Annotated in this window: 14 protein-coding genes; 5 read left to right on the top strand and 9 right to left on the bottom strand. The window is 70.2% G+C overall.

Going from position 1 to position 13874, the window contains the following annotated elements; all coding sequences use genetic code 11:
* Positions 1-197: 197 nt before the first annotated feature.
* From IZR01_RS41515 to chsH3, 4 genes are all read right to left on the bottom strand, one after another.
* On the bottom strand, positions 198-866 hold the full coding sequence (locus tag IZR01_RS41515; protein ID WP_194898072.1) for a zinc ribbon domain-containing protein: 669 nt from the start codon (positions 864-866) through the stop codon (positions 198-200).
* 46 nt (positions 867-912) lie between these two features.
* Positions 913-1818, bottom strand: coding sequence for a 3-oxoacyl-ACP reductase (locus tag IZR01_RS41510; protein ID WP_194927037.1), 906 nt, complete (start codon positions 1816-1818; stop codon positions 913-915).
* Between the two features lie 6 nt (positions 1819-1824).
* A complete protein-coding gene (locus IZR01_RS41505) occupies positions 1825-2904 on the bottom strand; it encodes a Zn-dependent alcohol dehydrogenase (RefSeq protein WP_194927036.1) in 1080 nt (359 codons plus the stop codon).
* Positions 2905-2991: 87 nt separating this feature from the next.
* A complete protein-coding gene (gene chsH3, locus IZR01_RS41500; protein WP_194898069.1) occupies positions 2992-3849 on the bottom strand; it encodes an enoyl-CoA hydratase ChsH3 in 858 nt (285 codons plus the stop codon).
* A gap of 173 nt (positions 3850-4022) precedes the next feature.
* Here chsH3 and IZR01_RS41495 point away from each other — a divergent pair, with 173 nt between their 5' ends.
* Positions 4023-4787, top strand: coding sequence for a hotdog family protein (locus tag IZR01_RS41495; RefSeq protein WP_194927035.1), 765 nt, complete (start codon positions 4023-4025; stop codon positions 4785-4787).
* A gap of 170 nt (positions 4788-4957) precedes the next feature.
* Entirely contained in the window at positions 4958-5944 is a 987-nt protein-coding gene (locus tag IZR01_RS41490) for a WD40 repeat domain-containing protein (protein ID WP_194927034.1), read from the top strand.
* Between the two features lie 55 nt (positions 5945-5999).
* Here the strand turns inward: IZR01_RS41490 and IZR01_RS41485 are convergent, their stop codons facing one another.
* The 3 genes from IZR01_RS41485 to IZR01_RS41475 form a co-directional block, all read right to left on the bottom strand.
* Positions 6000-6938 (bottom strand): cation diffusion facilitator family transporter, encoded by a 939-nt coding sequence (locus IZR01_RS41485; RefSeq protein ID WP_194927033.1) that lies wholly within the window; start codon positions 6936-6938, stop codon positions 6000-6002.
* Between the two features lie 63 nt (positions 6939-7001).
* Positions 7002-8726, bottom strand: a complete 1725-nt coding sequence (locus tag IZR01_RS41480) for an AMP-binding protein (protein WP_194927032.1) — start codon at positions 8724-8726, stop codon at positions 7002-7004.
* 116 nt (positions 8727-8842) lie between these two features.
* The gene (locus IZR01_RS41475; protein WP_194898064.1) at positions 8843-9682 is read right to left on the bottom strand and encodes a LysR family transcriptional regulator; all 840 of its coding nucleotides are present in this window, start codon (positions 9680-9682) and stop codon (positions 8843-8845) included.
* 105 nt (positions 9683-9787) lie between these two features.
* On the opposite strand from IZR01_RS41475, the gene IZR01_RS41470 reads away from it, so the two are divergent.
* Entirely contained in the window at positions 9788-10528 is a 741-nt protein-coding gene (locus tag IZR01_RS41470) for an SDR family oxidoreductase (protein WP_194927031.1), read from the top strand.
* 84 nt (positions 10529-10612) lie between these two features.
* Positions 10613-11296 (top strand): DUF4253 domain-containing protein, encoded by a 684-nt coding sequence (locus tag IZR01_RS41465; protein ID WP_194927030.1) that lies wholly within the window; start codon positions 10613-10615, stop codon positions 11294-11296.
* A gap of 105 nt (positions 11297-11401) precedes the next feature.
* Here IZR01_RS41465 and IZR01_RS41460 read toward each other — a convergent pair whose 3' ends face one another.
* On the bottom strand, positions 11402-12874 hold the full coding sequence (locus IZR01_RS41460; RefSeq protein ID WP_194927029.1) for an MFS transporter: 1473 nt from the start codon (positions 12872-12874) through the stop codon (positions 11402-11404).
* A gap of 38 nt (positions 12875-12912) precedes the next feature.
* On the opposite strand from IZR01_RS41460, the gene IZR01_RS41455 reads away from it, so the two are divergent.
* Positions 12913-13443: a MarR family winged helix-turn-helix transcriptional regulator gene (locus IZR01_RS41455; RefSeq protein WP_194898060.1), complete on the top strand. Its 531-nt coding sequence runs from the start codon at positions 12913-12915 to the stop codon at positions 13441-13443.
* A gap of 38 nt (positions 13444-13481) precedes the next feature.
* Here IZR01_RS41455 and IZR01_RS41450 read toward each other — a convergent pair.
* A partial coding sequence (locus IZR01_RS41450; RefSeq protein WP_228561181.1) for a hypothetical protein occupies positions 13482-13874 on the bottom strand: 393 nt, incomplete at its 5' end.

Raw genomic sequence — 13874 nt, 5'->3', positions numbered from 1 at the left:
GCCGGGGGCGGGGCTCGGGGGAAGACGATTGTGAAGCCCTGAGACAGACCCTTCGTGACCTTCCCGCCCCGGCCCTCGTCCTGGAGCTCAACAGGTGGCCGGAAACCGTTGCGGCCGCACCGATTCCCACTCGGTGCGGCCGCCGCACGTCGGCTACCGGTATCGCCCTACCGGTATCGCCCTACCGGTGCCGCTACCTACTGCGAGTCGCCACACTCCGGGCAGAACTTCGAGCCCGCCGGCACCTTCGACCCGCAGCCGCCGCACGCCCGGTCCTCGGGACTCTGCTTCGCACCGCACTCCGGGCAGAACTTCGCGCCGTGCGTCTCGTGCCCGCAGGCCAGGCAGACCAGCTGCTTCTGCGTCGTCACGTCCACCTCGGCGGCCATCGTGGCGCCGACGTCGCGGGCGCGCATCGTGGCGGCGTCGACCAGGCCGTGGGTGCGCGCGGACTCGACCTCGGCGGCGAGGTCCGGCGCGCAGTTCGTGCACAGCCCGCGCTCGGGGCTGTAGCAGCGCGCGCAGACGTAGGACGAGCAGCGTCCGCAGCGGTTGAAGTGCGTCTCGGCGGAGACGATCGCCTCCTTGAACGACGCGTCGCGCGCCTTGTGCCAGCCGCTCTCGACCAGCCCGTCGACGCCGTTGGCGACGTCCCAGCCGATCGAGGACGTGGCCCCGTGCGCCATGTTGGCGGCGCGCCGGATCCAGCCCGCGGCGCGCGCGGCCCTATACGGCTCGAAGCCGCTGCGCCAGGTGTCGTTACAGCGCTGGCAGTAGAACTCGAACTCGAAACCGGCGTCGTTGCCGGACTGGTTGGAATAGTCGCGGTGGTTGTTGCTGAACCACAGCGTGTCTGTCTCGGCCATTGCCCGAACCCCCAAGTGATATTGGCCTAGGGGCAAAGGATAAAGCTCAGTGCCGACGCATCGACAACACGTCCGTGGCGCTGAAATTTTCACTCGGGATCTTGGCCTCGAAATAGGGGCCGAGGGCCGTTTCGAGCTCTGCGACGGTGAACGTCTCCTGCTCAGAGTCCCAGCGTTCCTCGACCACGGGGCGCTGCATCAGAATCACCATGCCGCCGTGCACGACGAAAACCTGCCCGTTCACCTTGTCGGCGGCCGGGGAGACGAGGTAGGCGACCAGCGGGGCGACGTGCTCGACGGCCAACGGGTCCATGCCCTCGGCCGGTGCCTCGAAGCCGGCGAAGACGTCCTCGGTCATCTTCGTCCGGGCCCGCGGGCAGATCGCGTTGGCCCGCACGCCGTAGCGCGCGCAGCCGTTGGCCGTGGCTGTCGTGAGCCCGACGATCGCCGCCTTGGCCGCCGCGTAGTTGGCCTGCCCGGCGGCCCCGGCGAGGAACGCCTCCGAGGAGGTGTTGACGATGCGTCCGTAGACCGGCCCGCCCGACGCCTTCGACTGCTCGCGCCAGTGCGCCGTGGCGTGCCGGGTCAGCGCGAAGTGGCCCTTGGCGTGCACCCGCAGCACGTCGTCCCACTCCTGCTCGGTCATGGAGAACACCATGCGGTCGCGCAGGATCCCGGCGTTGTTGACCAGGATGTCCAGCGAGCCGAAGGTGTCGATCGCCAGCTTCGTCAGCGACTCCGCATACAAGAAGTCTGAGACGTCGCCGCTGGAGGCGACGGCTTGGCCGCCGTCCTTCACGATGTCGGCGACGGTCTGTTCGGCGCCGGCCGGGTCGAAGTCGTTCACCACGACCGCGGCGCCCTGCCGGGCCAGTTCCAGCGCTTCGGCGCGGCCGAGTCCGCGGCCCGCGCCGGTGACTATCGCGGCGCGGCCCGTGAGGGATGTCGTCATGTCAGATCAGACCTCGATGATCGTCCGGATCGCCGCACCGGTGCGCAGCAGCTCCAGGGCTTGGTTGATGTCGTCGAGCTTGAGCCGCGCGGTGATCATGCCCTCCAGGTCCAGCCGCCCGGCCCGCCACAGCGCGATCAGCCGGCCGTACTCCTGGCGCGGGTCCGCGCCGCCGTAGTAGGAACCGAGGATCTTCTTGTTGTCGAAGAAGAGCTGGAACATATTGAAGTCGACGCTGTCGTCGTTCTTGCCCGCGCCGACGACCGTGACGGTGCCGCCCCGGCGGGTCAGGCCGTAGGCCTGCTTCACCAACGCCGAGCGGCCGACCACCTCGAAGACGTAGTCGAACCCGGCTCCGCCGGTCACCTCGGCCTTGGCCGCGTCGGCGTCCTCGGGCGTGACGGCCCTGGTGGCGCCGAAGCGGAGCGCGGCCTCGTGCTTGCTCTCCACCGGGTCGATGGCCACGATCTCGGCCGCCCCGGCGATCCGCGCGCCCTGGATCACGCTGATCCCGACGCCGCCGGCGCCGATCACCGCGACCGAGGAGCCCGGCTGCACCTGCGCGGTGTTGACCACCGCGCCGACACCGGTGGTGACGCCGCAGCCGATCAGCGCGCCGATCTCATACGGCACGTCGTCCGGGATCTTCACAGCACACTGCCACGGCACCACCATCTCCTCGGCGAAGGTGCCGTTGCCGGCGAAGCCGTAGACGTCGGCGCCGTCGACCTTGAAGTGCGGAGTCATCGTCATGCCGAAGAAGATGTTCACGCACAGGTTGCCCTGGCCGCCCCGGCAGTGGGAGCAGTCGCCGCACGGCGGGTTCCAGCACACGATGACGTGGTCCCCGACCGCCACCTTGCCGACGCCCTCGCCGACCGCGACCACCTCGCCCGCGCCTTCGTGGCCCGGGACGAAGGGGACCGGCTGCGGCAGCACTCCGGTCATCGCCGACAGGTCCGAGTGGCACACGCCGGTGGCGTGAATACGGATCCGCACCTCGCCGGGGCCCGGATCGACGAGCATGACGTCGTCGCGGACTTCCAGGGTCTGGCTGCCGGTCTGGAACAGGACTGCTGCGCGCATGAGGGGATTCCTGTCTTTGTCTGTCTGGCTTTTTCGGCCTGTTCCGACCTCTAGAGCTGGGACTAGGCCTTGCCTCTAGAGGTGGAACTAGACCTTGTAGGTCAGCACGGTGTTCGCCAGCACCACGGCATCGTCACGCTCGGCCGAGGTGGAGACCACGTCCACCCGCCCGGCGCCGTCGTCCCACATCTTCACCCGCATCGTCTCGCCGGGGAAGAAGATCCCTGCGAAGCGTGTCGAGTACTCCGTCACCCGGGCCACGTCGCCGCCGAGGACCGTGTCCACCACGGCCTTGCAGGTGATGCCGTAGGAGCACAGGCCGTGCAGGATCGGGCGGTCGAAGCCGGCCATCGCCGCGAACTCCGGGTCGGCGTGCAGCGGGTTCCAGTCGCCGGACAGCCGGTAGATGAGCGCCAGCTGCTCCAGCGTCTTGACCTCCACGACGTGATCGGGCTCCCGGTCGGGGGTGCTGTCCACGGCCGAGGGCCCGCGCTCGCCGCCGAACCCGCCCTCGCCGCGTACGAAGATCTGCGAGTGGTTGGTCCAGATCGGCCCGTCGGCGTCGGCGATCACGCTCTCGGTCCGGATCACCGCGGCCTTGCCCTTGTCCCAGATGTCGGTGACGCGCGCGGTCGCCGTGGCCTGGCCAGCGGCCGGGATGGCGCGGTGCACGGTGATCGACTGGCCGCCGTGCAGAATGTTGACCAACTGGATGTCGATGCCCGGGTTCTCGAACAGCGAGAAGCCGAGCGCGCCGCCGGCCACCACCGCGAACGTCGGCAGGACCTTGAGGCCCTTCTCGTAGACGTAGGCCAGCTCCGCCGGGTCGGTCGCCGGGACGCCCGCGCCCAGGCCCAGGTGGTAGAGCTGGACGTCCTTGGGGCTCCAGGCCAGCTCGACGCTGGTGGCCGGGGCGGCCAGGGCCTTGTCGGGGTCGATGGGCATGCGGGGCGGTCCCTTCGGTGGTGCTGGCTGATCGGACTTCACTGGTCGGGCTTCGCTGGTCGGACTTCGCTGATCGGGCTTCGCTGATCGAACATCGCTGTTGTCGGCAAACTAGAACACGTTACTGTCGGATGCAATGGCCACTGCCCGCTCACGATGGGGAGACACCTCGCATGACCGAAGCGGCACCTAAAGACGATGTCAGACGGGCCTGGCTCGACGAGGACGAAGCGAACCTGTCGGCGGCCCGCGTGGCCAAGCACCGGCTGGTGGAACAGGTGCGGCGGCTGGTGGACGCCACGTTCCAGCTGGACACCGGGGACGCCGACTACGGTCCCCGCCGGGACGGAGCTCTGGCCTGGGAGGACGGCGAGCCGTCCGCCGCCACCGACACCGACCGCGCGGCGGGGTTCATGGCGCTAGCCGCCGAGGCCGAGGCACTGGCCGACCGCATCGGCGAGCTGCCGCGCATCCCCCGCGCCGAGATCGACGGCGCGAACGTCAGTCTGGCCCGCCGCCACGACACCCTGCTGGTCGAACGTTCGCCCATCAACGGCCGCAGCAACCCGCTGGCGCCGCCGGTGCGGATGTGGGCCGACGGCGAGGTGATCCGCGGCGAGGCGTTCTTCACCGCGCCGTACGAGGGACCGGCCGGGCGGGTGCACGGGGGGTGGGTGGCAGCGTGCTTCGACGAGCTCCTGGGCTGCGCGCAGGGTGCGTCGGGGGCGTTCGGCTTCACGGGGACGCTGACGATCACGCTGCGCCGGGCCACGCCGCTGTACACGAAGATCACCTACGAGGCCGGGTTCTCGCACCGCGAGGGCCGCAAGATCCACGGCTGGGGGCGCTGTTATGCCGACGGGGTGTTGACCGCCGAGGCGTCCGGCGTGTTCGTCGTGCCCGCCGCCGGGCGGATCGGGCATGGGACGGCGCAGTGAGGACGCGGTGAGGATGCAGTGAGAGCCGCGCTGAGGACGCGGTGGGGGCGCAGTGGGGGCGCAGTGAGAGCGGCGCTGATCTCGCCGGTCTGCGTAAAAGTACGTAATTTGATACTTCTGTTTGAGTAAAGTCAGCCGGCTCGGCCGCCTCGCCCCGATAGCGTGCGCACATGCTTCATGATCTTCTCGACGCGCCGACGGGGTGGCGGACGGACTGGTCCACCGACGGCGAGTCGCCCTCAGGGCACTGGGACTGGGTCGTGGCCATGGCGGCGGCCGAGGTGGACGGCCGCCTCGTCGCCCTCAGCGGCGGTTCGGACCAGGCGGTGCGGATGTGGGACGCCGCCACCGGGGACGCCCTGGGCGAGCCGGTCGCCGGCCACTGGGGCACGGCCCTGACGACCACCACCCTGGACGGCCGCCCGGTAGCCCTGACCAGCGGCACCGACATGACGGTCCGGATCTGGGACCTGGCCGCCGGCAAGCCGTCCGGCGAACCCCTCACCGGCTTCGAGGACAAGGTGGAGGCGATAGCCACCACGGCCGTCCAGGGCCGCCCGGTCGCCGTCACCGGCACCGGCAGCGCCCTGGGCCTGGCCGACCCCTCGGTCCGGGTCTGGGACCTGACCACCCGCGCCCCGATCGGCCCACCCCTGGTCGGCCACACCGACGCGGTCTGCGCGGTCAGCACGGCGGAGCTGGACGGCCGCCCGATCGCGGTGACCGCCGGCCACGACGCCACGGTCCGCATCTGGGACCTGACGACCCACCGCCAACTCGGCGCCCCGCTGACCGGCCACACCGACGCGATCTGGGCGGTGGCCACCACCCGCCTGGACGGCCGCCCCGTCGCGGTGACCAGCAGCGACGACAGCACCCTGCGGCTGTGGGACCTCACCACCGGCCAACCCCTCGGCGAACCCCTCACCGGCCACGGCGCGGGAGTGGAGACGGTGACCACGACCATGCTGGCCGGCCGGCCGGTCGCGGTGTCGGGCAGCTGGGACCAGACGGTCCGGGTGTGGGACCTGGCCAACGGACGCCAGACCGGGCCGGAGCTGACGTTCCCGGCGCAGGTGCAGGCGCTGGCGGCGCTGCGGGACGGGCGGTTGTTGGTGGGGTACGACCGGGGCGTGGCGGCTCTGTCGGCGGTTTAGGGGAACTCGAGCTGTTGCTCAGACGCTGGTTGTTGTTCTTAGTCCCAGTCCCGGCTCACCCGGTCGTAGGCGCCGGCAGCGGTCCGGGCCGGCGCACATCAGGCTCCAGATAAATCATCCGCGCCTCCGGCACCGCTTCGCGGATCCGTGCCTCGGCGGCGTCGATGGCCTTGGCCACCTCCGCCGCGCTGTCGTCGTGCTGCACCGCGATCTTCATCGCGACCAGCAGTTCCTCCGGCCCCAGGTACATCGTGCGCAGGTGGATGACGTCGGTGACGGTGTCCCCGTCGACCGCGGCGGCGCGGATGGCGGCCACGTCGTGCTTGCCCGCGCCCTCGCCGACCAGCAGGCTCTTCATCTCCACGGCCAGCAGGACCGCGATGCAGACCAGCAGCGCGCCGATCCCCAGGGTGCCCACGCCGTCCCAGCGGCCGTTGCCGGTGATCACCGCCATGCCGACGCCGAACAGCGCGAAGCACAGGCCCACCAGCGCGCCGGAGTCCTCCAGCAGCACCACCGGCAGCTCCGGGGTGGTGGCGCGGCGGATGAAGCCGAGCCAGCTGCTGCCCTCGCGCAGGTGGTTGGACTCGCGCACGGCCGTGCGGAAGGACATGCCCTCCATCACGATCGCGAACAGCAGCACCCCGACGGCCCAGTACCACTTGTCGACCTTCTCCGGGTGCATGACCTTGTGCCAGCCCTCGTACAGCGCGAACAAGCCGCCGACGCTGAACAGCACCACGGAGACGATGAACGCGTACACGAACCGCTCGCGGCCGTAGCCGAACGGATGCTCGGTGTCGGCCTTCTTGCGCGCCTGCTTGCCGCCGATCAGCAGCAGCACCTGGTTGCCGGAGTCGGCGACCGAGTGCACGCCCTCGGCGAGCATCGACGCCGAGCCGGTGAAGGCGTACGCCACGAACTTCGAGACGGCGATCCCCATGTTGGCGCCGAGCGCCGCCATAACCGCCTTGGTGCTGCCTTCAGCGCTCATGAGCGCGAATCACCTGCTCCTCCGCTATTCCCCGGGCCCGAAAGGAAGCAGAGTAACAATGATCTACCATCCGCGGGGCGGTGTCCGGCCATGACGGGCGAACTCCCGGGCCAGCTCGGCCCGGTCGTCCTCGGTCATCGGGCGATAGCCCGAAGGGGTCCGGAGGAACACCGGATCCGCCGTGTACCAGGCCTGTTCGACCAACCCGCGGACCACCACCTTGTTCGTGGCCGTCCTCGGCATCGAGGCGACAAGGCGCACATATCGGGGCCACCACAATTTTACGAAGTCCGAACGGGAACCCAAATAAGCACCGAACGCAATAGGGTCGAATTTCTCGACGAATTCGTCGGTCAGTTCCACGGCGACCATCACCTGATCCCCCGCCGCGACATCCGGCACCCCGTACGCCGCCGCCGCGACCGCGCCCTCCCACTCCTCGACGGCCCGCGCGATCGGCCCGGAGGCGAAGTTCTCCCCGCCGACCCGGATCCAGTCCGCGGACCGGCCGGCGAAGAAGAAGTTGCCGTCGGCGTCCCGGTATCCCAGATCACCGGACCAGAACCGCCCGTCCCGCAGCTTGGCCGCATCAGCCTCGTGGTGCTTGTAGTAGCCCTCGAACGCCCCAGCGCCGGCGAAGTTCACCATCTCCCCGACCTCGCCGACCGGGCACTGCGCCCCGCTGTCCGGATCGACGATCCGCACGTCCCCGACCGGCACGCCGAGTGCGCCCGCGGGCGTGGACGGCAGGCGGTAGAAGGAGATCCCGCCCTCTGTCGAACCGAACGCCTCGGTCACCAGACACCCGAAGCGCTTCCCGAACCGCTCGACGTCCGCCGGCGCCGCCTCGTTGCCGAAGACCTGCTTCAGGGGGTTGGCGGCGTCATCGGGCTGCTCGGGCGTGGCCAGGATGTAGGCCAGCGGCTTGCCGACGTAGTTCGCGTACGTGGCGCCGAACCGCCGGACGTCCGGCAGGAAGCCCGACGCCGAGAACCGGCGGCGCAGCGCCAGCGTCGCACCGGTCGCCACAGCCGGGATCCAGCTGGCGATGACGGCGTTGCTGTGGAACAGCGGCATCGCGCAGTAGAGGACGTCAGCGTCGGTGAGACCACGCTGCCGGGCGAGCGTGGAGCCCTGAGTCGCGAGCTTGCCCTGGGTGCAGACCACGGCCTTCGGGGCGGAGGTCGTGCCGGAGGTCAGGATGAGCATGAAGGGGAGCTCGGAGATGTCCTCCCGGTCTTCGCTTTCGCCCCGGTCTTCGCCCCCGCCTTCGTCCCGGCCGTCATCCCGGTTTTTATCCCAGCCCTCATCCTGGAGGTCATGACAAGCGCTGAAACCCTTACGCGGCTTGCCGATCCAGTTTTCGGCCGCGTCGATGTCCACCACCGGAACACCGCAATCACCGACCATGTCCAGGAAGCGCGTCTCGGTGACGATCAGCGCGCAGTCGGTGTGCCGCGCGTCCCGCACCACCTCGGCGGCACCGCGCGTCGGGTTCAGCCCGACCAGCGTGAACCGGCCCAGCGCCGCGGCCCCGAGCAGGAACGAGAACTCCGGCACGTTCTCCATCAGCACCCCGACATGCCGTGGCCCCTCCCCCGCCGCCGGCAGCCGCTCGGCCAGCCACGCGGCCCGTGCCGCACTGTGCCGGACGTGCTCGTCCCACGAGACCCGCTGGACGACGCCGCCCTCGCCATCACCATCGTCAACCCATGTCAGCGCCGTGGCCTGGTCGCCGGCGCGAGCGATGAAGAGCTCGGCCACGGAGGTGTTCCAGCGTCCGGTCATGCCGCGCAGGGTAGGGACTGCGGCTTGAGAACTCTAGGGTCATCTCCAAGGCCACGAGCATCGCCCGGCCCGCGCCGATGCCGCCGACTACGACACCCGCAGCCGGAACAACCCCCTCACACCCGCGTAGCCACCCGCACCAGATCCGCCACCGCCCGCCCCCGGCTCCCGTCCGGCCAAGCGATGACCGTCGTCACCGGCGCCGCGTCCGACACCGGCACCGCCACCAAGTCCCGCCGCAGATCCGCGGCGGCGGACTCGGGCACGGTCACCATCGCCCGCCCCAGCGCGACCAGCTGGTAGACCTGCGTCAGGCTGTGTACCTCCGGCCCCGGTCCTTCCGGATAGCTCCCGTCCGGCTTGCACCAGCGCGCCATCGGCGGCCCCGACAGCGCGGTCAGTTCGACCGCCCGGATCCATGCGCGCCCGGCCAGCGGGTGCGACCTCGGCAAGATCGCCACCTGCTGTTCGGTGAACAGCGCCTCGGTCTCGAGTCCTTCGGCCGGGTCGAAGGGCAGGTGCAGCAGGGCGACGTCGGCCTTGCCGGTCAACAGCAGCCTCTGGTGCTGATGCGCCTCGCAGAGCAGCAGCTCGACGTCGGCGGCGCCGGGCTCGGCCCGATACGCGTCGAGCACCTTCGCCAGCACGTCGCCGGCCGTCCCGGTCTTGACCGCGAGGATGATCCGCGAACGCTCTCGCCCCGCCTCCCGAGTACGGCGCTCCGCCGTGGCCACCGCGGCCAGGATCGAGCGCGCCTCGGCCAACAGAACCGCCCCGGCGTCGGTGAGCGTGACCTTGCGGCTGGTCCGTTCCAGCAACGTGACCCCGAGGCGCCGTTCGAGCTGGGCTATCGTCCGGGAAAGCGCGGGCTGCGCGATCTGCAGGCGCTCAGCGGCCTTCGAGAAGTGCAGCTCCTCAGCGACGGCGACGAAGTACTGCAACTCGCGGGTCTCCATGACTCCACGGTAACGCCCATCGACGTCGAACGATGCCGTTCCGACATGGCTGCGGTGCCCGGTTGCTGTTGGTCTGCGCCGACGCCGGCGACCAGACTTGTCATCATGAGCGAGCAGAGCACGGGTGAGAAGACGATCGCGCTGGTCACCGGCGCGAACAAGGGCATCGGATACGAGATCGCGGCCGGCCTGGGCGCGCTGGGCTGGAGCGTCGGCGTCGGTGCCAGGGACGAGCAGCGATTGGAAGAGGCCGTGGCGAAGCTGCGCGCGGCCGGCGTGGACGCGTTCGGGGTGCCCCTGGACGTGACCGACGAGGCCAGCGTGCAGGCCGCGGCCCGGCTGATCGAGCAGCGGGCTGGACGCCTCGACGTGTTGGTCAACAACGCCGGCAGCGCCGAAGGCTGGCCGGACAACCCGACCGCGCTCGACCCGGAGGTCGTGCTGCGGCTGGTGGACATCAACGTGATCGGCGTCATCCGGGTCACCAACGCGCTGCTGCCGCTGCTGCGCCGTTCGGCGCACCCGCGCATCGTCAACCAGTCCAGCCATGTCGCCTCCCTCACCTTCCAGACCACGCCCGCCCTCAACCGGGGCGGGATCAGCGGCGGATACACACCGACGAAGACGTATCTGAACGCTGTCACCATCCAGTACGCCAAGGAACTGGCCGACACCAACATCCTGATCAACCTGGCCTGCCCCGGCTACGTGGCCACCGACCTGAACGGTTTCCAGGGCACCAGCACCCCCGAGGAAGGCGCGAAGGCCGCCATCCAGTTGGCGACGCTGCCCGACGACGGGCCCCGCGGCGGGCTGTTCGACGCCGACGGCGTCGTGCCGTGGTGAGGTGACGTGGTGAGGTGACGTGGCGAGGTGAGATGACGACCCCACCGGCACGGCCCGTGGGACAGACGCTCTATCGTGCCCATCATGGACCTGATGGACACGGCGGTGGTGAAAGGCACGCTCGCGGACGGCACCGAGGTGCTGGCAGTGACAGTGCAGGCGGGTACGGCGCCGGACGCGTGGCGGACACTGCGCGCGGCGCACGCCTCGACCGGGCTGTGGCCGTTCCTCGTCGATCCGCACACCCCCACGATCCTGGACAAGCTGCCACGCCCGGTCCAGGAGAAGGAACGGCATCGCGGCGCCGCCGAGATCTTCGGGACTGCTGAGTTCTTCGCGACTGCCGAGTTCTTCGCGACTGCTGAGTTCTTCGCTGTCGCTGAGACCTTCGCGACCACGGATGCCCGCGGTTCCGCCGACGTGGCCCCGGACCAGCCGCCCCACACCGGCCAGGTCTCATCCGCCGTGCGGGCCACGACCATCGGCCTGGTCCCGGCCGAGTACGGCGGCGTGGAGGTCCCCGGCCTGCTCGACTGGGACGGCGCGCCGGGAACATCAGGGCTCGAACACACCGCGGTCCTGGCCGACTGGCGCCGCCGTTTCGGCGCGGAACTGATGACGCTCACCGGCGACCGGATCGAGTTGCACGTGCCCCGGCCGCCGGCCACGCCCGAAGGAATCAAGGCCGTGGCGCTGGAACAGACCGGCTACTGCCCCGACGTCTTGTTCCAGAGCGGCGGGACCCTGTGGTCTTTCCAGTGGGAGTAGCCGAAGTGGTGGGAGTGAGCCGGGAAAGCTGAGGAGCCGCAATCGGATTCGCACCGACCGCGGCTCCTCAGCCCTTTGATGAAACTCAGGCGTTCGCTCTGACCGTCAGGCGTTCACCCCCGCCATCGCCTTCGGCTCCGTACCCTCCACACCCTCCACCGCGTCGTTCGTGTCCGGCGTCGTCATCGCCGACATCCGAGGCGCCTTCACCAGGAACGGCACCACCGCGGCGACCAGCGCCAGCACCGAGGCGATCAGGAACGCGTGGGTGTAGGCGTCGATCGCCGGCAGCTTCACGCCCGGCGCGACCTGCTTCATGTTGCCGGTCAGCACAGCGCCGACCACCGCCGTGCCGACGGCGCCGCCGACCGTGCGCAGCACCGCGTTCATACCGTTGGCGATCCCCGACTGCCGCACCGGCACCGAGGCGTTGATGTACGCCGGCATCGCCGCGTAGGCCATGCCCACGCCGACGCCCATCACGCCGGAGGCGACCACGACGTGCCACGAGGCGCTGTGCGCGAAGATCAGCAGCCCCAGTCCGACCGCCGCGAACGCGCCGCCGAGCACCAGGGGCAGGCGCGGGCCGCTGCGCTTGATCAGCGCGGCACCGACCGGGGCGGCGGCGAAGGAGCCGACCGCGGACGGGAAGAGCATCCAGCCCGAGGCCAGGACCGAGGCGCCGAAGCCGTAGCCGACCGCCTTCGGGGTCTGCGTGAAGTCGCTCATCAGCAGGAACGACCCGTACATCGCGAAACCGACCAGGACGCCGGCGGTGTTGGTGACCGCGACGGCCGGCTTGGCCAGCATCGCGATGTCCACCAGCGGCGAGGCCACCCGGCGCTCGACGGCCACCCACAGCACCAGGACCACCGCGGCCACCGCGAACAGGCCGAGCGTGCGGGTGGAGCCCCAGCCCCAGTCGTTGCCCTGGCTGACCGCGATCAGCAGCGCCGAGAGCCAGCCGGCCAGCAGCAGCGCGCCCAGCGGGTCGGCCTTGCCCTCGGCCTTGATCGGGTCGTGCGGGACCAGCCACAGCACCAGGGCGAAGGCGACGGCCGCCAGGACCGCGCCCATCCAGAACACCGACTCGTAGCTGAAGTGCTCCATCACCACGCCGGTGGCGACCAGGCCCAGACCCGAGCCGACGCCGAGCGCCGCGGAGACCATCGCCACGCCGCCGGTGACCTTCTGGCGCGGGAGTTCGTCGCGCACCACGGCCACCGCCAGCGGCAGGATCGCGCCGCCGGTACCGGCGACGATGCGGGCTATCAGCAGCATCCCGAAGGACCCGCCGATCCCGCCGAGCACGCCGCCGACGAGCACGCCGGCGATCGCCACCACCAGCATCGGCTTGCGGCCGCGCAGGTCGCCGATGCGCGCCAGCAGCGGGGTGAGCACCGCGGCGGAGAGCAGGTTGGCGGTCATCAGCCAGGTGATGCCGCTGCCGGCCACGTTCAGGTTCTTCTGCAGCGTCGGCAGGATCGGGACCACGGAGGTCTGGACGAGGGAGAAAGCCAGTACTGACAACACGAGCGCGGGCAGTACTCCCCGCGATCGCCGCGCCTGGTCGGACATGGTGCGCTCCATAGTTTCACTGGTCTACAGTTAACGTCATGAAGTATTTAACCACGGCCGGGCCGGATGTTGAGCGCGGGACGGCGCCCGCATACGGTTGCTCCGTGACCAGCTCCGAACACCACGCCGTCCTGGACAACCGCCGCGACCCCGTGACCGCCCAGGTGCTGGAGCTGTTCTGGGCGGCGTCCCAGGCCTTCTACGACAACTACGACGAGGCCGCGGCCCGCCACGACCTGACCCGCATGCAGGCGTTCGTGCTGGCCAACCTCATGTCCGGGCCGAAGCCGATGCGGTTCCTGGCCGAGCACCTGAAGTGCGAGCCGTCGAACATCACCGGTCTGGTGGACCGGATGCAGGCGCGCGGGCTGGTGACGCGCGAGCCGGATCCGGAGGACCGGCGCGTGAAGAGAATCACAGCCACCGAACTCGGCCGGGCGTCGTTCGACGCGGTGTGGGCCGGGCTGACGTTCGCGGCGGAGCCGTTGGCCGGGCTCAGCGGCGCGGAGCGGGAGACGTTGCGGGATCTGCTGGCGCGGGTCGTGCCGAACGCGCAAGCGGCGGAGTAGTCACTCACTCCGCCGCCGATCGGTCATCCGGGATGTCGCTACCCGGGATGTCCCGGAGTGCTCGTGATCGGGGCATCGGCGGGCGACGGCTTCGGATTGCCGGTGGTGGCCGAGGTGACGGCGGCGGCCAGCACCAGTGCCGTCACGATCGCCTGCACGAGGAACACGCGGGTGTGCCGGGCCCGGATCAGCAGGTACGTGATCACGCCGAAGACGGCGGTCACGACGAACAGCACGACCAGGTCCTCCTGCCAGGCGCGGCGGCGCAGACCGAGGCTGGCGTCGCCGAAGCGCTGGACCTCTATGACGAACAGCACGACCAGCGCGATGACCGCCACGGCCAGATCGCCCAGCAGGACGCGGGCGATGAGCGGCATGCGCTCGGGTTCGGGGTCGTAGGCGGGGGCCGGAGCTTGGGGCCGTTTCTGGGG

Source organism: Catenulispora pinisilvae, from assembly GCF_015356865.1.
In the GTDB taxonomy this organism is placed as follows: domain Bacteria; phylum Actinomycetota; class Actinomycetes; order Streptomycetales; family Catenulisporaceae; genus Catenulispora; species Catenulispora pinisilvae.
The sequence above is the reverse complement of the archived record's forward strand: the minus strand, read 5'-3'. Positions and strand labels throughout refer to the sequence as shown.

What these genes read in the sequence shown, in the direction of transcription:
- IZR01_RS41515 (WP_194898072.1), bottom strand. Translation starts at nt 866, where the DNA reads ATGGCCGAGACAGACACGCTGTGGTTCAGCAACAACCACCGCGACTAT.
- IZR01_RS41510 (WP_194927037.1), bottom strand. Translation starts at nt 1,818, where the DNA reads ATGACGACATCCCTCACGGGCCGCGCCGCGATAGTCACCGGCGCGGGC.
- IZR01_RS41505 (WP_194927036.1), bottom strand. Translation starts at nt 2,904, where the DNA reads ATGCGCGCAGCAGTCCTGTTCCAGACCGGCAGCCAGACCCTGGAAGTC.
- chsH3 (WP_194898069.1), bottom strand. Translation starts at nt 3,849, where the DNA reads ATGCCCATCGACCCCGACAAGGCCCTGGCCGCCCCGGCCACCAGCGTC.
- IZR01_RS41495 (WP_194927035.1), top strand. Translation starts at nt 4,023, where the DNA reads ATGACCGAAGCGGCACCTAAAGACGATGTCAGACGGGCCTGGCTCGAC.
- IZR01_RS41490 (WP_194927034.1), top strand. Translation starts at nt 4,958, where the DNA reads ATGCTTCATGATCTTCTCGACGCGCCGACGGGGTGGCGGACGGACTGG.
- IZR01_RS41485 (WP_194927033.1), bottom strand. Translation starts at nt 6,938, where the DNA reads ATGAGCGCTGAAGGCAGCACCAAGGCGGTTATGGCGGCGCTCGGCGCC.
- IZR01_RS41480 (WP_194927032.1), bottom strand. Translation starts at nt 8,726, where the DNA reads ATGACCGGACGCTGGAACACCTCCGTGGCCGAGCTCTTCATCGCTCGC.
- IZR01_RS41475 (WP_194898064.1), bottom strand. Translation starts at nt 9,682, where the DNA reads ATGGAGACCCGCGAGTTGCAGTACTTCGTCGCCGTCGCTGAGGAGCTG.
- IZR01_RS41470 (WP_194927031.1), top strand. Translation starts at nt 9,788, where the DNA reads ATGAGCGAGCAGAGCACGGGTGAGAAGACGATCGCGCTGGTCACCGGC.
- IZR01_RS41465 (WP_194927030.1), top strand. Translation starts at nt 10,613, where the DNA reads ATGGACCTGATGGACACGGCGGTGGTGAAAGGCACGCTCGCGGACGGC.
- IZR01_RS41460 (WP_194927029.1), bottom strand. Translation starts at nt 12,874, where the DNA reads ATGTCCGACCAGGCGCGGCGATCGCGGGGAGTACTGCCCGCGCTCGTG.
- IZR01_RS41455 (WP_194898060.1), top strand. Translation starts at nt 12,913, where the DNA reads ATGAAGTATTTAACCACGGCCGGGCCGGATGTTGAGCGCGGGACGGCG.